The organism is Natrinema salsiterrestre, from assembly GCF_029502005.1.
GTDB classification, from domain to species: domain Archaea; phylum Halobacteriota; class Halobacteria; order Halobacteriales; family Natrialbaceae; genus Natrinema; species Natrinema salsiterrestre.
On sequence record NZ_JAMQOT010000001.1, the window covers coordinates 539,264 to 558,400 of the forward strand.

The 19,137-nt window shown below is 67.9% G+C and carries 15 protein-coding genes; 4 read left to right on the forward strand and 11 right to left on the reverse strand.

From position 1 onward, the window contains the following. Positions 1 to 2 precede the first annotated feature (2 nt). Positions 3 to 1,079 (reverse strand): RNA 3'-terminal phosphate cyclase, encoded by a 1,077-nt coding sequence (gene rtcA / locus NDI89_RS02720; protein ID WP_277519980.1) that lies wholly within the window; start codon positions 1,077 to 1,079, stop codon positions 3 to 5. Positions 1,080 to 1,236: 157 nt separating this feature from the next. Between rtcA and NDI89_RS02725 the strand changes: the two genes are divergently transcribed. Together NDI89_RS02725 and NDI89_RS02730 are read left to right on the forward strand one after the other, a co-directional pair. Then, positions 1,237 to 1,620, forward strand: a complete 384-nt coding sequence (locus NDI89_RS02725) for a DUF7522 family protein (RefSeq protein ID WP_277519981.1) — start codon at positions 1,237 to 1,239, stop codon at positions 1,618 to 1,620. 152 nt (positions 1,621 to 1,772) lie between these two features. Continuing rightward, the gene (locus tag NDI89_RS02730; RefSeq protein ID WP_277519982.1) at positions 1,773 to 3,095 is read left to right on the forward strand and encodes an MFS transporter; all 1,323 of its coding nucleotides are present in this window, start codon (positions 1,773 to 1,775) and stop codon (positions 3,093 to 3,095) included. Positions 3,096 to 3,147: 52 nt separating this feature from the next. Here NDI89_RS02730 and mutL read toward each other — a convergent pair whose 3' ends face one another. From mutL to NDI89_RS02745, 3 genes are all read right to left on the reverse strand, one after another. Next, a complete protein-coding gene (gene mutL, locus NDI89_RS02735; RefSeq protein ID WP_277519983.1) occupies positions 3,148 to 5,364 on the reverse strand; it encodes a DNA mismatch repair endonuclease MutL in 2,217 nt (738 codons plus the stop codon). Positions 5,365 to 5,503: 139 nt separating this feature from the next. Beyond that, a complete protein-coding gene (locus tag NDI89_RS02740) occupies positions 5,504 to 6,304 on the reverse strand; it encodes an SDR family NAD(P)-dependent oxidoreductase (protein WP_277519984.1) in 801 nt (266 codons plus the stop codon). Positions 6,305 to 6,399: 95 nt separating this feature from the next. Further along, a complete protein-coding gene (locus NDI89_RS02745) occupies positions 6,400 to 8,355 on the reverse strand; it encodes a PAS domain-containing protein (RefSeq protein WP_277519985.1) in 1,956 nt (651 codons plus the stop codon). A gap of 198 nt (positions 8,356 to 8,553) precedes the next feature. Between NDI89_RS02745 and NDI89_RS02750 the strand changes: the two genes are divergently transcribed. After that, positions 8,554 to 8,748, forward strand: a complete 195-nt coding sequence (locus NDI89_RS02750; protein WP_277519986.1) for a hypothetical protein — start codon at positions 8,554 to 8,556, stop codon at positions 8,746 to 8,748. 81 nt (positions 8,749 to 8,829) lie between these two features. Here NDI89_RS02750 and mutS read toward each other — a convergent pair whose 3' ends face one another. Continuing rightward, positions 8,830 to 11,526 (reverse strand): DNA mismatch repair protein MutS, encoded by a 2,697-nt coding sequence (gene mutS, locus NDI89_RS02755; RefSeq protein ID WP_277519987.1) that lies wholly within the window; start codon positions 11,524 to 11,526, stop codon positions 8,830 to 8,832. A gap of 107 nt (positions 11,527 to 11,633) precedes the next feature. After that, complete coding sequence (locus NDI89_RS02760; RefSeq protein WP_277519988.1) at positions 11,634 to 11,963, reverse strand: tRNA-binding protein; 330 nt, start codon at positions 11,961 to 11,963, stop codon at positions 11,634 to 11,636. 104 nt (positions 11,964 to 12,067) lie between these two features. Here NDI89_RS02760 and NDI89_RS02765 point away from each other — a divergent pair, with 104 nt between their 5' ends. Beyond that, positions 12,068 to 12,862, forward strand: coding sequence for a universal stress protein (locus NDI89_RS02765; RefSeq protein WP_277519989.1), 795 nt, complete (start codon positions 12,068 to 12,070; stop codon positions 12,860 to 12,862). Between the two features lie 15 nt (positions 12,863 to 12,877). Here NDI89_RS02765 and NDI89_RS02770 read toward each other — a convergent pair whose 3' ends face one another. The 5 genes from NDI89_RS02770 to NDI89_RS02790 form a co-directional block, all read right to left on the reverse strand. After that, a complete protein-coding gene (locus NDI89_RS02770; protein WP_277519990.1) occupies positions 12,878 to 13,594 on the reverse strand; it encodes a universal stress protein in 717 nt (238 codons plus the stop codon). Continuing rightward, positions 13,594 to 15,015, reverse strand: a complete 1,422-nt coding sequence (locus NDI89_RS02775; RefSeq protein WP_277519991.1) for an APC family permease — start codon at positions 15,013 to 15,015, stop codon at positions 13,594 to 13,596. The genes NDI89_RS02770 and NDI89_RS02775 overlap by 1 nt, the downstream gene beginning before the upstream one ends. Before the next feature lie 96 nt (positions 15,016 to 15,111). Beyond that, positions 15,112 to 16,086 (reverse strand): TIGR03560 family F420-dependent LLM class oxidoreductase, encoded by a 975-nt coding sequence (locus NDI89_RS02780; protein ID WP_277519992.1) that lies wholly within the window; start codon positions 16,084 to 16,086, stop codon positions 15,112 to 15,114. After that, on the reverse strand, positions 16,083 to 17,444 hold the full coding sequence (gene thiD, locus NDI89_RS02785; protein WP_277519993.1) for a bifunctional hydroxymethylpyrimidine kinase/phosphomethylpyrimidine kinase: 1,362 nt from the start codon (positions 17,442 to 17,444) through the stop codon (positions 16,083 to 16,085). Before thiD ends, NDI89_RS02780 begins: the two co-directional genes overlap by 4 nt. A gap of 427 nt (positions 17,445 to 17,871) precedes the next feature. Continuing rightward, positions 17,872 to 18,912 carry an AIR synthase family protein gene (locus NDI89_RS02790; protein WP_277519994.1) on the reverse strand — a complete coding sequence of 347 codons (1,041 nt, stop codon included), beginning with the start codon at positions 18,910 to 18,912 and terminating at the stop codon, positions 17,872 to 17,874. Positions 18,913 to 19,137 lie beyond the last annotated feature (225 nt).

Below are 19,137 nucleotides of genomic sequence, written 5' to 3' on the forward strand. Positions count from 1 at the left end.
ACCTACTCTCTGACACTGAGCGGCGACGTGACTGAGACGACCGCGGTCTCGCGGTCCCGCTCGAGCCCGACATCCACCCCAAAGGCCTCGAGCAGTTCACACCGCGTCTCGACGTGCTCCGTCACGCTCGGCACGCGCACCTTCCCGCCCGCGATCGCGAGGAACGCGAGCAGCTGGTCGCCCATGTGCCGATCGACCGGGGCCGTCCCCTCGAGAAAGCGGTTCGCGGCGTCCGCGGCGTCTTCGCCGACGCGCTCGGCGGGCTTCCCGCGCTCGCCGAGGGCACTGAAGCCGGCGATCCCGGTCCCGTGGTCGACGCAGAGGACCAGCGCGGAGCCGGGCGACGGACTCGCGACGGTCCTTTCGCAACGCTCCGTCACTTCGAGCTCGGACACCTCGTCCAGTCGCTCGAGCGCGCCCTCCGCCTGTCGGTATGCAACGTCCCGATCAGCGAGCGATTCCGACTCGGTCGAGTAGAGTCGGAGTCCCTCGATCGAGCCGCGCTCGAGGAGGTCGATTCGCTCGAGGCTCGAGGGGGCGAGTCGGAGCGTCACGGTGCCGCCGCCGTCGGGGTAGAACCCGCGCCGATCGACCTCGCAGGCGGCCTGAATGCCGAAGCGACGAACCAGCGGAAGTTTCACGTACCGCAGGTAGTCCAGCGGCGGCGACCACGCCACGTCCGTCCCGCCGCTGACCGTCACCGACAGCGGGGACTCGAGGACCGTCGCCAGCGGCAACAGGGCGTTGCACAGCAGCGTCACGCTGCCGGCCGTTCCGATGTCGACGGCGTAACTGCCGCCCGCGAGGTGCTCGCGGCCGCGCTCACTGTCGGCGGGCTCGAGTCCCGGTTCGAACACGACCGTCTCCGACCCGAGTTCGGCCCCCGAGACCTCGGCGTCACACAGGTCGGCCATCGTCTCCAGGACCGCGAGGTGTTGATGGCGCAGCCCGGGCGTCGATCGATCGCCGCGGACGTTCGCGAGGCGAACGGGCTCGGTCTCGAGGACCGACAGCGCGAGCGCGGTCCGGAGGAACTGGCCGCCGGCGCTCGAGCCGTCGAGTTCGCGAGGCGTCGTCATGGGGAGGGATAGCGCCTCGAGTCACCTACCAGTGCCGACGACGGGTCGCGACGGGTCGCCTCGAGTCGGATGCTCGGAGGTGAGAATCGTTCGCACGTCCGCGAGCGGATCGTCAGCATCCGACCATTTATCTATGCGACGAACAGTAACTCAGTTTATGTCCGATCTCGTTGAAGTGTTCGGAAATATAGAGGGCGCTGAGTTGCGCGTCGTCGCCACGCTCGGCTCGCTGGACTACGAGATCGAGTTCATACGGGATGACGTCGACCGAATGTACGACGGTGGGGAGTTCGATCGCGCGCACAGGGACCTCGTCGCGAATCAGGTCTCGGCGGACGACTTCAAACGAGCCGTCGAGATCGGCGACCTCGAGTGCCAACTGCTTCTCTACGAGGAGACGATCGTCTTCCTGTTTCCGTCCTCCCGATACGAGGGGATCTTCGCCTCGTTCGATCGGCGAAAGCCGTTCCCGCTGCTGGAAGTCGTGGATCACGCGGGCACCATCCCCCACCTGTCGGATGCCGCCTCCGACGGCGGCTGACGCGTCCGTCCACCGTACGGACGTTTCGGGCCGGATGGACGTCCGCGACGGCGTCGAGACCGACCACGAATCGTCCGCTCCAGTTGCGAATCGGATACCCTCGTTTCCGCTTGGTGAACCTTTTCGGTGTTCGATTGGGGAGTAGAACGGACATGCGACTCTGGCGCGATCCGCTCCGGCGGCGATGGCTCCTCTGGGCGACGATGGGAACCCTCTTCCTGCTCGTAAACGTGAACCGGCTCTCGACCGCCGTGCTCTCCGAGAACCTCATGGCGGCGTTCGGGACGACCGGCGCACAACTCGGGACCCTACACGCCGTCTTCTTCTGGGTGTACGCCGTCATGCAGATTCCGACGGGCGTCCTCGCCGATCGGGTCGGGCCGCGAGTGACCGCCGCGACCGGCGCGGTAGTGATGAACCTCGGCGTCGTCTGGTTCGCGCTCGCGGAGAGTTATCTCACGGCGACGCTCGCTCGGGGGCTCGTCGGGCTCGGCGGGAGCGTGATCTTCGTCTGTATCCTCCGATTCTGTGCCAACTGGTTCCGCGCCGACGAGTTCGCGACGATGAGCGGCGCGACCTTCGCCGTCGCCGGCTTCGGCGGCGTCTTCGCGACGACGCCGCTCGCGCTCGGCGTCGAGGCGTTCGGCTGGCGCTCGACCGTCGGCTGGATCGGCGCCGTCGGCCTCGTGATGGCCGCCCTCGTGTTCGCGCTCGTCCGCGACTCGCCGGTCGACGCCGGGTTCGAGCGCATCGAGGGCGTCCCCGGACAGGAGACGCTCACGAACGCACAGCTCAAGGGCCATCTCGCGGGCGTCCTCCGCGATCGCTGGATCTGGGTCGTCAGCGTCATGCTGTTCTGTACGACCGGCGTGAACCTCACCCTGTTCGGGCTGTGGGGCGTGCCATACGTCGTCCAGACCTACGACGTCTCGGTGACCACCGCCTCCACGCTGACCCTGCTCGGCGGCGTCGGCCTGATGGTCGGCCCGCCCGCCATCGGCTGGCTGTCCGACAGGCTCGAGAGCCGCGTCGGGTTGATGGTCGCCGGCGGCGCGTGTTACACCGTCTGTCTCGGTATCATCGCGGTCGTCGGGAACCCGCCGCTCGTGGTCGTCGGGGCCGTGTTCCTGCTCGCCGGCGTCATGCTCGGGACGTTCGTGCTCGGCTACTCGGTCGTCAAGGACCGCCATCCGAGCAGCGCGAGCGGCATCTCGACGGGGACGGCCAACGGCGCGGCCTTCCTGGGCGCAGCGATCTTCCCGACGGTGATGGGCTGGATCCTCGACACCTACTGGACCGGCGAGCTCGTCGGCGGCGTCCGGGTGTACACGGAGACCGGATACCGGATCGCGTTCGGGCTCGCCACCGTCGCCGGCGTGATCGCGTTCGTCTGCACGCTCTGGCTCTATCGACACGACGGTGCGGCAACTCCGGAGTCGGACGGAGCGAGTCTCGAGAGAGTGAGCGGCGAGTAACGATTCACGACTGCACCCTGTCGACGATCCAAATCGGTCCCCGGGCGCGTTTCTACCCGTCGTGTCCGGGGTAGTCCCGCTCGAACCGGTCCTCGATCTCGCGCTCGTCGAACCGGACGATCACCGGCCGTCCGTGGGGACAGGAGTAGGGGTTTTCGCAGTCGTCTAGCGACTCGAGCAGGTCGACGACCGAGCCCTCGGTCAGCGACGTGTTCCCGGTGATCGACGGATAACAGGCCAGGTCCCCGAGGAACTCGTCGGCCATCGCGTCGACCGTCTCGGCACCCGCCTCGCGGTCGCCGGCGACGAACGACGCGAGGACGTCCCGCAACTGGTCCGGGTCGAGGGTTTCCTCGAGGACCGCGGGGACGGTCGTCACGGAGATCGTGCGGTCGTCGACCCGGTTGGCGTAGAACCCGAGCCGCGAGAGCGCCTCGCTGTAGTGGTCGAAGGCCTCGGCTTCGGCCGCGGTCAGCTCGAGTTCGACGGGCTCCGCGAGCGCCTGTGCGGTCGGGTCGTCGGCGACGGCCGCCTGCAGGCGCTCGTAGTTGACTCGCTCGTCGGCTGCGTGCTGATCGATCAGGACGAGCCCGTCGGGCGTCTCACAGACCAGATAGGTGTCGCGGAGCTGGCCGAGCACGCGGAGCGAGGGCAGCGAGTCGAACGCCGATCGCTCGCCCGTCGCGGCCTCGCCGGTCAGCGTCCGCTGTTCGGACGCGGCATCGAACTTCCGTGTGGCGGCGCGGTCGGAATCGACCCTCGAGTCGCCGTCCCCGGCCGAATCGTGTCGGCCCGAGTCCGGGCCGATCGCCGCCGAATCGGCGTCGGGACTGCGGCTCGCGTCGGAGGCCGTATCAGTGCTCGTCGACGTCGCGTTCGTCGTCGTCCGCTCGGGTGTACTCGACCGTGACGGAGCGCTCGAGGCTCGATCGGCCGCGGCGGCTTTCGAACCGCTCGAATCGGCACCCGAAGCCTCGTTTGCGGGGTCGGCGGTCGACGACTCGTCGTCCGATCCCTCGGTCGATTCCGGGGCATCGGCTCCGGTTCCCGTGTCACGTTCGCCGCCCTCCGATCCGTGAGCGGGCGAAGGGGTTTCTGCGCCGTGTTCGAGCGTCGTGAACTCCGTGCCGGGCGAATCGTCCTCGCTCTCGGTCTCGCGATCACCGGGATCGACTCGAGCCTCCCCCGGTGCCGATCGGCCGCGCGGGGCTCGCGATCGGAGTAGCCCGTGCTCGAGTAAGGCGTGCTCGACCGCGGCGTCGACCTGCCGGCGGACCGCGTCGTCGTCGTCGAATCGCACCTCCCGCTTGCGCGGGTGGACGTTCACGTCGACCGCGCCGCCGGGGACCTCGAGGAAGAGGGTGACGAAGGGGTAGCGGTCGCCGCCGAGTTGGGTCCCGTACGCGCCCATGATCCCCTCTCGCACGGCGTCGGCGGTCACCGCGCGGCCGTTGACGTAGGTCGCGAGGTAGTCGCGACTCGAGCGGTTCGTCTCGGGATGGGAGACGAGCCCGGAGACGGACTCGAGGGGGCCCGGCGGGAGGTCGTCGCCGTCGGCGTCGACCGGAATCATCGCCGACGCGACCTCGCGGCCGTAGACCGCCAGGACGGCGGCCTGGAGGTCACCTTGCCCCGTCGTCGAAAAGACCTCGCGGCCGTCGTGGGTCAGCGTGACCGCGACGTCGGGGTTCGCGAGCGCGTAGCGCGTGACGACGCGGTTGACGTGGGCGAACTCCGTCGCCGTCGTCTTGAGGAACTTCCGGCGAGCGGGCGTGTTGTAGAAGAGCTCCGCGATCTCGACGGTCGTCCCCTCCGGACAGCCCGTCGGCTCGACGGAGACGACGTTGCCCCCCTCGTAGACGAGCTCCGTTCCCGCACCGTCCGCCCCGCGGGGCCGCGAGCGAATCGTCAGTTTCGACACCGAGCCGATCGTGTGCAACGCCTCGCCGCGGAACCCGAGCGTCGCGACGCCCGACTCGAGGTCCTCGAGTCCGTCGATCTTGCTGGTCGTGTGTTCGCGGACGGCCGCCCGGACGTCAGCCTCGGACATCCCCGCCCCGTCGTCGGCGACGCGAATCAGCTCCGTACCGCCCGCTTCGACGGTGACGTCGACGCTCGAGGCGTCGGCGTCGAGGCTGTTCTCGACCAGTTCCTTCACCGCGCTGGCGGGTCGCTCGACGACCTCGCCGGCCGCGATGCGGGCGACGGTGTCCTCGTCTAGCTGGTGGATGTCGGTGTCGTGCTGGGATGGGGTGCTCTCGTCACTCATAGTGGGATGGCGTCGGCACGAGAATCCGCACCGACGCGCCTGATGTGCTACGTACTCGTAGCGATGGCGGCTGGTTAGGTCTTACGTCCCGGATAGCGACGTCGGCTGTCACAAAAGCGATGGGTCGATAGTCGATCCCTCAGTCCTCGAGGCCGAGGTCCTGCGACATCGAGTTGCCGGCCCGCGGGACGCCCTTGGCGGTCACCGTCTCGCCGTTCATGAAGGAGGCCGCGGGACTGGCGAGGAACTGGGCGAGATCCGCGATCTCCTCGGCGTGGCCGATGCGGCGGTCGGTCTCCTCGCGGGGCGGCATGTCCTCGCTGTCGATGCCCAGCGTCTCCGCGACGCCGGGCGTCTGGATGAGGCCGGGGGCGATACAGTTGACGCGGATACCGTCCTCGGCCCATTCGACGGCGAGCGTCTCGGTCAGGCGGATGATCGCCGCCTTCGACGCGCCGTAGTGGCTCTCGCCGGGCGCGGCGTGCTGGCCGTTGACGCTCGAGAGGTTGATGATGACGCCGCCGTCGCCCTCGCGCATGACTTCGCCGGCGAGTTGCGTGCAGTGGACGGTGCTGTTGAGGTTGAGGTCGACGATGGTCTGCCAGCCGTTGGCGGAGATGTCCTCGAACGGCGCGACGAACTCCCCGCCGGCGTTGTTCACGAGGATGTCGACGTCGCCGAACTCGTCGACGGTCTCGTCGACGAGGTTCTGGACCTGATCGCGCTCGCGGACGTTGCACTCGACGGCGAGCGCCGCGCCTGCATCGTCGTCCTCGTTGATCCCGTCGGCGACCGGCCCCACGCGGTCCATCGATCGGGAACAGATCGCGACGTTCGCACCGCTCGCCGCGAGCGTCTCGGCGATCGCCTGCCCGATTCCCTGACTCGCACCCGTTACGATAGCGGTCCTGTCGGAAACGTCGAAGTCCGGTTCGTGCATCGTGTTAACTGGTCGCCTACCGAACCATAGTTGTACCGATCCGACACGTACGCCCTCGGCCGATCGCGCGGTCCTGTCGGATCCACAGGCGTCGCTCATTCGCGGTCGTCGACCCGGGAGAACTCGAGGCGGACCGTGGTCCCGTCCGGACCGGTCTCCTCGACGGTGATCGTGCCCCGCGAGAGCGTTACGATCCAGTAGACGAGCCAGAGCCCCATTCCGAGCCCGTGGTAGAGGGGCTCGACGGACTGGTCGCCAGTGAGAATTTGTGCCTCCTCCTCGGGGAGGCCGGGGCCGTTGTCCGTGATCCGTATCCGGACGGTTTCGGGCCGACGATCGACGCGGAGCGCGACCGTCGCCGGCGATCGATCGCTGTAGGCGAGTCCGTTCTCCACGAGTTCCCGAATCGCCGTGTCGATGTCTGGGATCGCCGAGACCGTCGCCTCCGGCTCTCCCTCGAGCGCGAGCTCGGCGTCGGGGAAGTCCGCCCCGACGGTTCGAACCAATCGGCGGCAGAGCGGCTCGATATCGATCGGCTCCGACGACGGACGCTCGCTCAGGAGGCGGACGATCGATCGGTGTTTGTCCGTGAATCCGAGCAGCTGATCCGTCTCCTCGATGATCGTTTCGGCGGCACCTTCGGTGGCGGTCGGCTGGTCGAGGAGCTGCTCGGCGGTCCCCCGGATGATACTCATCTGATTGGACAGGTTGTGACGCAGAACCCGATGTAACACCCGGAGTTGCCGGGTCGCTTCCTTTCGCTCGGTGACGTCCTGCTGGAAGCCGACGTAATTCGTCACGTCGCCCTCGTCGTTCGCGACCGGCGCGATCGTGACGCGATTCCAGAACTCGCTTCCGTCCTTGCGGTAGTTGCGCAGTTCGACCGTGCTCGGTCGTTCGGCCTCGATCGCCGCGCGCAGCTCGTCGACCGGTTCGCGTTCGGTCCGATCCCCCTGGAGGAACCGACAGTTCCGACCGAGGACGTCGTCGCGCGCATAGCCGGTTAGCCGTTCGAACTGTTCGTTCGCGTAAATGACGGGGTTGTCGTCGTCGGGCGCACTGAGGGTGATCCCGATCGGGGCCTCGTCGATCGCTCGGTTCTTTAATTCGAGTTCCTCCTGGCGCTCCGTTCGGTCGGTGACGTCGCGAACGAGCCAGAGCCGGCCGTACTGCTCGTCGTCGTCGCCCCGAACCGGCGTCGAATACACCTCGAACACCCGTCCGTCCTCGAGGACGACCTCGTCGTGACCGGTTTCCGTCGCCCGATCGACCGGGGTCCCGTCGGGCTCGAGGACCGAATTCGGCTCCGCGAGCTGTGGACGGATGTGGTCGAAGACCGCCCCGTCACGGGACTCCTCGAGGACGTCCCGCGGGAGGTCCCACAGGTCGCGGAATTTCGTGTTCCACGAGAGCACGTCCCCGTCGTCGCCGACGACGAGGACCCCCTCGGGCATCGCCTCCTGCTGGGCCTCGAGGAGCGACCGTCTCACCTCGAGTTCCCGTCGCCGTTCGGCCCGGCGGTGATTCCGCAGGGCTCGATGGACGACGTCCGCGACGTCGCCGGCGAACTGGACTTCGGCGTCGGTCCACTCGCGGCACTCTCCGAGCTGTTCGTGACAGACCATTCCGATCACGTCGCCGTCGGCTCGGAGGGTCGCGTCCAGGAGCGAGTCGATCCCCGCGGGCTCGAGGTAGTCGGACGCCAGTTCCCGCGTCCGCGGATCCGAACGCGCGTCGACGGCGCTGATCGAGCGATGCGTTCGGAGCGCCTCGAAGTACGTCGGATACGCGGCGGCGTGCAACTCCGTCCCGGCGGTGTGGTCGTCCGTCCGACTGTCGTACCGATCGACGCAGCGGACGTGATCGCCGTCGTCAAAGAGCCAGATACTGGCGAACGTGCAGCCGACCGTTCGAGCGGCCGTTTCCGTGATCGATCGCACCGCGTCGTCGAAGTCCCCGTCGACGACAGTCTCCTCGCGCATGAGGTCGAGGACCGCCTCGTGGTGGCGGTGATCCCGCTGCCGGTCGCCGTCCCCGTTCTCGACTGTCATCGAGTCATGCCATGTTTCGTATCGGATGGAAAGAACCTTCGGGCCGGTTCGGACCGGTCGGGACTCGAGTCGATGTCCCTGAGCGCACCGCTCGGCCAGTGGCGGCCGTCGTGGCCCCGTCTCCCGGCCCGGTGAAAGAGCTAAGTCCCGTCCGGTGGTCCGTTCCACGTCGAACGCGGCGACGGAGTGGTCCACGATATGAGTACCTACACCGTCGAGATCCCGGACGGGACGGAACGCGGAATTCGGATCCAGTGCAACGACCACGGCGAGTCCGAGGAGTTCCAGCCGGGGTATCGAAGAGTCACGTTCCACTGCGAGGACTGTGGCCGCGAGATCCAACTCGAGCTCACTCATCTCTCCGAGTGGCGGGATCTGGGCGAACTGTGCTGACGGTCCGGCAACGAACCGCCCGGACGCAGCGATCGGCGCCGGAGGGCGGCCGCTCGAGTCCGGTTCCCGACCCGCTCGCGGTCACTCCTCGAGTCGCTCCTGTAACTCCTGCACCTTCGAGACGAGTTCGATCGGCGGCGTCGTGTTGACGTCGAGCGACTCGAGGTCCGCGAGCACGGCCTCGGTTTCGGGATCGACCGATTCGGCCTCGGCGTCTGGCTCCATCGGCCCGCCATCGGTCGACGCCGCCTGCTCCTGTGGCCGCTCTGTAGCCTGCCCCTGCGTCTGCATCGTCCCGCTCCCCAGATCGAACACCGCCTGAACGGGCTCGCTCGACGCACCCCCCTTGGCCTCGATCGCCTTCTCCTCGCGCAGGCGCTCGAGGACGTCTCTCGAGCGGTCCACGACGGGATCCGGCACGCCGGCGAGATCGGCGACGTGGATGCCGTAGCTCCGATCCGTCGGACCGTCGCGGACGGTCCGGAGGAAGGTCACCTCCCCGTCCCGCTCGTCCGCCGCGACGTGGACGTTGGCGACGCGGGGGAGGTTCTCCGCGAGCCCGGTCAGTTCGTGGTAGTGGGTCGCAAAGAGGGTCTTGGCCTTGACCTCGTTGTGGAGATACTCCGTCGCGGCCCACGCGATCGAGATGCCGTCGTAGGTCGCAGTGCCGCGTCCCACTTCGTCGAGGATGACCAGCGAGTCCTCGGTCGCGGTGTGGAGGATGTTCGAGAGTTCGCTCATCTCGACCATGAACGTCGAGCGCCCCTGCGCGAGTTCGTCCAGCGCGCCGACGCGGGTGAAGATGCCGTCGACGACGCCGATATCGGCGTTCTTCGCCGGGACGAAGCTCCCGATCTGGGCGAGCAGGACGATACAGGCGACCTGTCGCATATAGGTGGACTTCCCGGACATGTTGGGTCCAGTGACGACGAGGAAGCCCCGATCTCCGTCCATACGGACATCGTTGGGAACGAACTCCGTCGTCTGCTCGACGACCGGGTGCCGACCCTGTTCGATCTCGAGTCGGTCTCCCTGGTGGAGCTCCGGCTGGATCCAGCGGTTCTCGGCCGCGTGCGTCGCCAGACTCGCCAGCGCGTCGACCGTCGCCAGCGCCCGCCCGACGGTCTGCAACAGTTCGGCCCGCGCGGCGACCTCGTCGCGGAGTTCCTCGAAGAGGTCGTACTCGAGGTCGCCGCGTCGCTCCTCGAGGCGCAGGATCTCGCGTTCCTTCTCCTCGAGTTCGTCGGTCGTGAAGCGCTTGGAGTTCTTCAGCGTCTTGAGCTCCTCGTAGTGATCGGGGACGCCGTCGGCGGCGGATTTGCCGACCTGAATGTAGTAGCCGTCGGTCTTGTTTCGGTCGACGGTCACGTGGCTCAGGCCGTATTGTGACTTCTCGCGGTCGGCGAGCGTGTCGAGCCACGATTTGATCTCCTCGTGGCGATCGATCACCTCGTCGAGGTCGTCGTCGTAGCCGTACCGGAGGAGTTCACCCTGCGTCACCGTCGACGGCGGCTCCTCGGCGATGGCCTCTGCGAGCGTCTCCCGCAACTCCCGTGCGAGGTCCCGGTCCGGCCGGTCGACGATCTCCGAGAGCGGCGAGTCGGCGAGCTCCGGATTCGACGCGATGATATCGGCCGCCGCGGGCAGGACCGCCAGCGTCTCCCCCACGGCGAGCAGATCCCGCGCGTCCGCGCTGCCGTGGGTCGCCTTCGACGCGAGTCGCGCCAGATCGTACGCCTCGTCGAGCGCGTCCTGAAGCTCGTCGCGGGCGAGCGCCGCCGTCGAGAGCGCGGCGACGCTTTCCTGGCGCTCCTCGAGCGTCGCAAGCGAGCGCCGGGGTCGCTGGAGCCACTCCTTCAACAGCCGGCCGCCGGCGCTGGTCTCGGTGTGATCGATCGTGTCGAACAGCGACCCGTCGCGCTCGCCCTGCATGGTCTCGGTGAGCTCGAGGTTGCGCTGGGTTGTCGCGTCCAGCGTGACGTGATCGTCGCCGTGGTGGGCCTGAATCCGGGTCATCGAGGCGAGCACGCCCGCGCCGGTCTCCTCGACGTAGGCGAGGATCGCTCCGGCCGCTGCGACGGTCGGCTCACCGACCGCCAGCCGGTCGACGGTCTCGGTACCGAACTGCTCGCGGACCGCGTGATCCGCCCGCTTGGGCGCGAACGACTCCGTCTCGTGAAGGGTGAGCGTCGCGTCGACCCGCTCTCTGATTTTCGTCACCAGTTCGTCGTCGGATCGCACGTCCGGTCCCGGCAGCACTTCGACGGGATCGAACCGGTACAGTTCCGTCAGCGCGTCGTCGGCGTCGGCGGCGTCCGCGACGAGGAATCGGCCGGTCGTCACGTCGGCGAAGGCGAGGCCGTACTCGGGGTCGTCCCCGCTCGAGCCGCCGGCGCTCCCGCCGCCGTCGACGACCGCCGCGAGGTACTGGGCGTCGGCGTCGCTGGTCTCGAGGAGGGTGCCAGGCGTCACGACGCGAACGATTTCGCGAGCGTGGCCGGACTCCGTCTCGTACTGGTCGGCGACGGCGACGCGGTAGCCCCGTTCGACGAGGGCCTTGAGGTAGGGCGTCAGGTCGTCGAGCGGCACGCCGGCCATGGGATAGGAGGAGCCGTGGGAGGACTTCTGGGAGACCTTGAGATCGAGTTCGTCGCTGACCCGTTCGGCGTCCTCGCCGAAGAACTCGTAGAAATCGCCACACTGCATCGCCAACAGGTCGGCGTCAGTTCCCTCTTTCAGGGAGAAGAACTCTCCGACGATACCGGTCGCCTCGGTCATACTCGGTGACTGTCCGTCCACCGCAAAAACCCTGCGGGATCCGCAGTGAAAGTAGTCGATCGCTCACCGACGACCGCGTGGCTTCGATCGGTCGCCGGCCGCCGGACCTAGTACAGCGTTCCGCCGAGCGGCACCGACACGTCGTCGTCCGGCGACACTAACACGGGATACCCTTCATCGCTGGGAACGCCGACGGTCAGCGCCTCGGATTTGAAGCCGGCGATCCGCACCGATCCGAGGTTCGTTGCACAGAGTACCTGCCGACCGACCAGATTGGCGGCGTCGTAGTGGTGATCCAACTGGCCGGCGGACTGGATCTCCTCGTCGCCGAGGTCGATCCACAGCTTGGTCATCTCCGGCTTCTCGGCTTCGGGGAACGATTCGGCCTCGATCACTTCGCCGACCTCGATCTCCACGTCGAACGGACTCTCGACCATGTGCCCCGATATCCCCGCACCGAAAATTAGGTGTCGGTTCCCGAGTCGACGCGTCCGGCAGAGGTATATGACGCGCGCCGTGGTAAGAGCCACCGACTCCAGCCATGTCCGATCCTCGCGATCATCGCGTGCTGATCCCGGTCGACGTCCTCGAGGGCCAGAGCGTACCGGCGACCATCGTCGACGCGTTCGCCTCGATTCCGGTCGTCCTGCTCGCCTATCGCGAACTCCCGGACCAGACCGGGACCGATCAGGCGCGCGAGCAGTACGGCGACCGCGTCCGGGCCGAAGTCGACGAGCTCCGGGCGGTGTTCGAAGACGCCGGCTGTGACGTCACGACGCGAGTCGCGTTCACCCACGACCGACTGCAGACGTTCGAACGCGTCGCGGTCGACGACTCGTGCGACGCCGTCCTCTTGCTCAACCCGGCACCCGTCCTCGAGACGGTGCTCGTCGCGATCCGGAGCGACGTCACCGTCGAGCACATCGCTCGACTACTCTCCACGATCCTCACCGGAACCGACCTCGAGCTGACCCTCTTCCACGCCGCATCGGACGAGGACGGACGTTCTGCAGGGGCGGAGCTGCTCGAGACGGCGCGGTCGGAGCTGATCGCTGCGGGCGTCGATGCGGACCGTATCGACGGCACCGTCGTCGTGGACGACTCGCCGACGGACGCCGTTCTCGAGGCCGCAGCCGACCACGATCTCCTCGTCGCGGGCGAGAGCCGCCCGTCGGTTCGTCGCTTCGTCTTCCGCGACCGCGCCGAACGGCTGGCCCGCCGGACGGTCGATCCGGTGCTCGTGGTTCGGGGGGAGTACCTCGAGGCGGCGGGCGGTGGAGAAACGGGGGACGGAAAGAGCGGGGAGGAAACGGTCGACGGCGAGGGCGGCGAATAGCGACCGGCCGGACGGTCAGTCGCGGCGTTCGACCGTATCGTCGCGTTCCTCCACCCGCCGAACGACGAGCACTGGCCCGACGGATTCCGCAGCGACCTGTTCGGCCTCCTCCCCGAAGACGAGCGACCGGAGCGACGGCGCCCGTTCGCCCATGACGATCGCGTCGTGGCCGATCGCGGCCTCGACGAGCGCCTCGAGCGCGGGTTGGTCACCGGCGAGTTCGGTCTCCACGTCGATACCGCGCTCGGAGAGGCTTCGGGCGGCCGCCTCGAGTGATTCCCGGCCGCCGGATTCGTCGTCGGTCGCGAGAAAAAGCGTGACGCCGATCTCGCGGTCGCCGACCAGTTCGGCGGCGAACGAGCAGAGCCGATCGACGGCGACGTCGCCCGTTAGCGACACGAGGAGGCGATCGATCGGCCCGGTCACGCCCGTGATCGCGTAGGCGTCCGCCCCCGTCTCCGCGGCGACGCGATCGATCGTCTGCTCCCGGTCGTGCGTGAACACGAGGCGGTGATCGGCGCGGCCGCCGGCCGCCTCGAACTCCGCCGTGAGGTCGACGAGGGCGTCGGTCGCCCGCTCCTCGTACTGGAGTCGCGCCTGGTCCGGCGGCGTCTGCTCGGGCAGGACGTGGTATCCCAGCACGGTCACGTCCAGCGGCGCGAGCAGCGTCGTCAGCCCGGCCGAGACCGATTCCCCCTCGAGTATCGCCAGCGGCACGAGGACGCGCGTCATCAGAGCGCCCCCTTCAGTGTCACGTCGCGAGCGTAATAGGCGTACCAGCCGGCCGCCGCGACCATGATCGCGATTCCGGTGAGCTGTGAGACGGGCTGCATGAACCCGATCAGGGCGAAACTGGCGACCGCACCGATCGCCGGAACGGCCGGGTAGCCCGGCACCCGGAAATCGGGGTCGTACCACGCCGGCTCGTCCCGGCGCAGGGCGAGCAGCGCCACGCAGATCAGTCCGTACATGATGAGGTGGAGGAACGAGGCGACCTCGGCGAGGAGTTCCACGCGGCCGGTCGCGACCAGGACCAGGATCGGCCCGCCGGCCAGCCCCAGCGCGACGTGTGGCGTCCCGTACCGGAGGTTGATGCGACTCGCCCGCCGCGGTAACAGGGCGTCGCGAGAGACGGCGTAGATGGCTCGAGAGGTGCTGAGAACCGACGCGTTGGCGCTGGACATCGTCGCGAGCAGCCCGCCGAAGACGATCGCGAACGCGCCGATCGGGCCGAGGTAGTGGCGGCCGACGTCGACCATCGCCGTCTCGCCGAACTCGGAGAGCTGATCGGCCCCGAACGCACTGGTCGCGACGAAGATGGTCACCACGTAGAGGAGGCCGACGACGAGCACCGAGCCGACGATCGACAGCGGCAGGTTTCGGCCGGGATCTTTCATCTCGCCGGCGACGGTCGCGATCTGCGCGAAGCCGAGATACGACGTGAACACGAGCGCCGCCGTCGTCAATACGGGCATCGTACCGAACGGTGCGAACCGCTCGGGAGCTGCCGAGTCGCCGATCAGTCCCACCGCATCGAGGCCGCCGTAGCCGAGAAAGAAGACCAGGATCGAGAGCAACAGGACGACGATTCCGTTCTGGAGCTTCGCCGCGTTTTCCGTCCCCGTCACGTTCAACACGGTAAAGCCGGCGCCGAACAACAGCGCCAGCGGAATGACGAGGCCGTCGCCGACCGCGATCCCGACTTCGGCGAGCGTGTCGACGGCGTAGTAGCCGAAGCCGACGAGGTAAAACGCCGTCGCGAACACCAGTCCGAACCACAGCGACAGCCCGACGACCGCCCCGGCGAGCGCGCCCAGGCCGCGGGAGATGAAGTAGTAGCCGCCGCCGCTTTTCGGCATCGCCGTCGCGAGTTCGGCCGTCGGGAGTGCCACCAGCAGCGCCACGACCGCACCGATGCCGAACGACGCCGCCGCGGCCGGTCCGGCCCGCCCGGCCGCCAGCCCCGGAAAGACGAAGATACCCGCGCCGATCATCGTTCCGATCCCGATGGCGAGGCCGCCGGTGAGCCCGAGGGTCCGCTCGAGTTCGGCGTCGTCGGTGATCGTCGCGTCGTCCGTCTCGACCGTCGGTTCGACCTGCGGGGACTCGCCCTCGATGTTGGTTCCACCAACCGACGACGGGCCGCTGTCCATACGATAACATGACTCGCGCCAGAGTGTTAGTACTACTGTTACGTTCGATGACTGTCGTCGGAACGATACTGCGACCGGCGAACGGTCTCGAGCGAGCTATTCGATTCGTTCCGCGGCCAGCAGCGACAGGCTCTCGTCCTCGTCGTCGGCCGCGTTCGGAACCGCGAGCATTACTTCCTCGATCCCGACATCGACGTACTCCGCGAGGCGGTCGCGAACCTCGTCGGGCGTTCCCGTCGGTGCCGTCTCGAGGTATCCCGAGAGGAAGAACTCCCGCGGGTCGGCAGGGTCGTCGGGCAGGAACTCGGACCGGAACGCCTCGCGCTTTTCCTCGGCCGCCGCGGTCGTCTTGCCGACGAAAACGAACAGCTCGGCGGACTTCCGGATCTCGTCGTAGCGGTCCTCGCTCTCGCAGTGCTCCCGCAGGACATCGAGTTTCTCCGCAAACCCGTCCGGCTCGAGCGTTCCGTAATTCCAGCCGTCGGCGAGCTCGGCGGTGTAGCGCAGGGTGAACTCCTCGCCGCCGCCGCCGATCCAGATCGGCGGATGGGGATCCTGGACGGGTCGGGGTTCGCAGAACGCGTCCTCGAGGTCGACGTCGAGGTGTTCGCCCTCGTGGCTGTACGTCTCCTCGGTCCAGAGCCCCCGTACGATCTCGATCGTCTCGGCGAGACGCCGGAGCCGTTCGGCCGGTGGTTCCCGGAACTCGTAGCCGAAGCGGTCGTACTCGTCGGCGTACCAGCCGCCGCCGAGTCCCAGCTCGAGCCGCCCGTCGCTCAGCCGATCGACCGTCGCGCCCATCTTCGCGAGCAGCGCCGGATGACGGTACGACTGGCTGGTGACGAGGCTGCCGAGCCGTACCCGGTCGGTCGCCTCGGCGACCGCGCTCAGCGTCGTCCAGCACTCCTGTGTCGCACGCCGCGGGTCGCCGATCCACGACTGGAAGTGGTCCTCGAGCCAGACCGCGTCGTAACCGAGCGCTTCGGCCTCGAGTGCGGTGTCTCGAACCGTTCCGACGTCGGTCCCGTACTGCGGGAGAACGATTCCGACGTCGAGGTCGGTGACAGTCATTTCGCTACCTCGGTCGCCAGCGCCAGCGTTCGATCCGCGAGCGTCTCCGGATCGGCGGCGACGAGTTTCACGAGCGCCTCCTTGCCGACCTCGCCGCGGTCGACGACGGCGACCGGGGGCTCGTCCCGGTCGGCGAAGGCCTGCCGGGCTCCCCAGCCCATCGTGCTCCCCTCGGTCTCCCTGATCTCGTCGGGTTGTTTCCGACGATCGTACTCGGCGACGGGCCACTCGAGCGCCTCGAGCGCTCCCTCCACGTCCGCGTCCAACCGGCAGTTAACGGCAAACCGAAGCTCGGGGACGAACTCCCGCGCCGACAGGAGGAAGCGGGCGACGTGGCTCGAGGCTCCGAAGCGAACGCCGCGATTCGGCTGGACGCCCGAGAGCGTTCGGGTGATCCGCCCCTCGACGGCGGCGACTTCGGCGACGGAGTCGGCGTAGGGGGTCGCGCCGGCGACGTTCATCCCGACCTCGGGAACGAGCGCCGACACGTCGGCGTCGACGAACCGGTCGACGACGGCCTGGACTTCCTCGGCGGTCAGCTCCCGGGTTGCCTCGTTTCGGAGCGACACCATGTGGTTGACCGCGCCGTGGCCCTCGCCGACGTCGTAGTAGTAGCGGACCGCGCGGGCGAGGAAGTCGGTCGCCCCCTCGACTGCGACCTCGAGGGACTCACCCTTCGCGAGGCGGGCCGCGATCGCGGCGGCGAGGGCACAGCCGGAGCCGTGCGTCGCGTCGGTGCCGACCCGCGGGTGTTCGAACGTCCGAACGGTGTCGTCGGTGACGAGCACGTCTGTGACTGTCTCTCCCGGGACGTGGCCTCCTTTCACGAGAACCGCGTCGACACCCGTCTCGAGGATCGCCTCGCCGCCCTCGCGGGCGCGTTCCTCGTCGGTCACCGCGACGTCGGTCAGGACCTCCGCCTCGTCGGCGTTGGGCGTCGCCAGCGTCGCCTCGCCGAGCAGGTCCTCGTAGGCGCGTTCGGATTCGGGCTCGAGCAGCCGGTCGCCGGAGGTCGCGACCATGACGGGGTCCACGACCAGCGGGAAGTCGAACCCGCGGGCGCGGTCCGCGACCGTTTCGATGACCTCGGTCGTCGCGAGCATCCCGGTCTTCGCCGCGCCGACCGCGAAATCGTCGGTGACCGCCTCGAGTTGCGCCTCGATCTCCTCGAGCGGCAAGACGTGCGAGGACTCGACCCCGCGGGTGTTCTGGGCGGTGACGGCGGTGATCGCCGAGGTGCCGAAGACGCCGTGAGCGGCCATCGTGGCGAGATCTGCCTGGATCCCCGCGCCGCCGCCGGAGTCGCTGCCCGCGATCGTCAGCGCGACCGGCCGGCCGTCGGGTGCTGGTGTTCTCATAGGAGGGGGTATTCTCGGGTTATACTAAGCGGTGATGGTCAGCCACGGTGAGAATCCGCCACGTTCTACCGGCGGTGGCGCGTGCGGAGCCGCAGTGAGTGGATACGAACTGCGGCTCAAACCCACGCGAGGGATGAGCGAACGCCGGAGGCGTGAGCGAATCGGCTGGGGAGGGCGTGGCTCTCCGTGTTGCCAGCACGAGTAGACGGATAGTAATCGGCCGTGACTTTCCCACTGACGTGGCTGTAATGAGTACCACTCCCTCCCCAGCCGATTCGCTCGTTCACCGTGTTCACTCGCTCATCCCTCGCGTGGATTCGAGTCGCGATTCGCTGATCACTCATCGCGACTCCGCACGCGCCACCGCATACCGGCCGGCCGGACCGAAACAGCTCGAGTCCGTCGAAAAACGGGCCACTCGGCGTCGTTACAAATCGGCGTCGTCGGACGCCCCGGCCGCCAGTTCCGCGTACGCCGCCCACGACGGATCGACGGCTGGATGCTCGAGCCGGTCCCCGTCCACGACCACCGCTCCGCCCTCGTCTCCCGTGGCTTCGACGCGCCCGATTTCGGCGACCGGCGTGTTCCGATCCTCGAGCGCTCCTCGAACAGCAGCAACGCCGTCGGGATCGACCGCGATCAGCAGTGACCCGCAACTGGTCGCCGCCCAGGGGTCGAACTCGAGGGCCGCACAGACCTCGCGGACGCCGGGGCGCATCGGAACGGCGTCGCGATCGATCTCGAACCGGACGCCAGCGCCGTCGGCCATCTCGTTGAGCGCGCCCGCGAGGCCGCCTTCGGTCACGTCGTGCATCGCCCGCACCGGCCCCGCGGCGGCCGCCGTGAGGGCGTCGCGGACGGCGAACACTTCCTCGAGGCGGTTCTGAGCGGTGGCGATCGCGTCGTCCGGGAGGTCGATTCGATCGCCGTAGAGTGTACTCAGCAGGCCGACGGATTCGACTGCGGGGCCGTTCGTCAGGAGGAGTCGATCGCCAGGACGGGCTCCGTCGGGACGGACGATATCGTCGTGATCGCCGACGCCCATCGCGGTGGCCGCGCCGACCCATGGGTGTGAAATGTCCCCGTAGCGGGCCGTATGCCCCGTGATGATCGAAACGCCGAGGTCCGCACACTCGGCGTGGATCGTCTCCCAGATCGTCGCGAACTCGTCGTCGGTCAGCCCCTCGGGGAGGGTGAAACAGATCGAGAGATGCGACGGGGCCACGCCGCTGACGGCCACGTCCGCGAGGATGAGGTCGAGCGCGAAGCGGGCCGCCCGCTCGAGGCCCAGCGCGGGGAGGATCGAGACCGGATCCGTGGCGGTGACCAGCGCTCGCCCGCCGATATCGAGGACGCCGAAGTCGACGCCGTGGGTGGGACCGAGGGCGACGTCGTCGCGGTCGGCACCCAGATTCGGTGCGATGTGGCGGTCGAAGAACGCCCGATCGATTTTTCCGAGATCGCTCACGTTCGCTGGAACCGGGTCGGTCGTCTTATCCGTGGTGATTCGTCGGTACAATCGATCCCCAGTACATAATTAAACATATATGTGTGATAATATATACGGGTCCCGCGTTGTGCACCCACCTCACATGATCGGTTACGTACCCAACAATGTGGGTAAGACGACTATTGGGCAGTAGTTACAACGTAACTTGACAATCGTGAATACTGATATATTCGGTCCACTTCC

Bases quoted from the DNA above. Each gene is read 5' to 3' on its own strand.
- rtcA (WP_277519980.1), bottom strand. From the start codon at position 1,079: ATGACGACGCCTCGCGAACTCGACGGCTCGAGCGCCGGCGGCCAGTTC.
- NDI89_RS02725 (WP_277519981.1), top strand. From the start codon at position 1,237: ATGTCCGATCTCGTTGAAGTGTTCGGAAATATAGAGGGCGCTGAGTTG.
- NDI89_RS02730 (WP_277519982.1), top strand. From the start codon at position 1,773: ATGCGACTCTGGCGCGATCCGCTCCGGCGGCGATGGCTCCTCTGGGCG.
- mutL (WP_277519983.1), bottom strand. From the start codon at position 5,364: ATGAGTGACGAGAGCACCCCATCCCAGCACGACACCGACATCCACCAG.
- NDI89_RS02740 (WP_277519984.1), bottom strand. From the start codon at position 6,304: ATGCACGAACCGGACTTCGACGTTTCCGACAGGACCGCTATCGTAACG.
- NDI89_RS02745 (WP_277519985.1), bottom strand. From the start codon at position 8,355: ATGACAGTCGAGAACGGGGACGGCGACCGGCAGCGGGATCACCGCCAC.
- NDI89_RS02750 (WP_277519986.1), top strand. From the start codon at position 8,554: ATGAGTACCTACACCGTCGAGATCCCGGACGGGACGGAACGCGGAATT.
- mutS (WP_277519987.1), bottom strand. From the start codon at position 11,526: ATGACCGAGGCGACCGGTATCGTCGGAGAGTTCTTCTCCCTGAAAGAG.
- NDI89_RS02760 (WP_277519988.1), bottom strand. From the start codon at position 11,963: ATGGTCGAGAGTCCGTTCGACGTGGAGATCGAGGTCGGCGAAGTGATC.
- NDI89_RS02765 (WP_277519989.1), top strand. From the start codon at position 12,068: ATGTCCGATCCTCGCGATCATCGCGTGCTGATCCCGGTCGACGTCCTC.
- NDI89_RS02770 (WP_277519990.1), bottom strand. From the start codon at position 13,594: ATGACGCGCGTCCTCGTGCCGCTGGCGATACTCGAGGGGGAATCGGTC.
- NDI89_RS02775 (WP_277519991.1), bottom strand. From the start codon at position 15,015: ATGGACAGCGGCCCGTCGTCGGTTGGTGGAACCAACATCGAGGGCGAG.
- NDI89_RS02780 (WP_277519992.1), bottom strand. From the start codon at position 16,086: ATGACTGTCACCGACCTCGACGTCGGAATCGTTCTCCCGCAGTACGGG.
- thiD (WP_277519993.1), bottom strand. From the start codon at position 17,444: ATGAGAACACCAGCACCCGACGGCCGGCCGGTCGCGCTGACGATCGCG.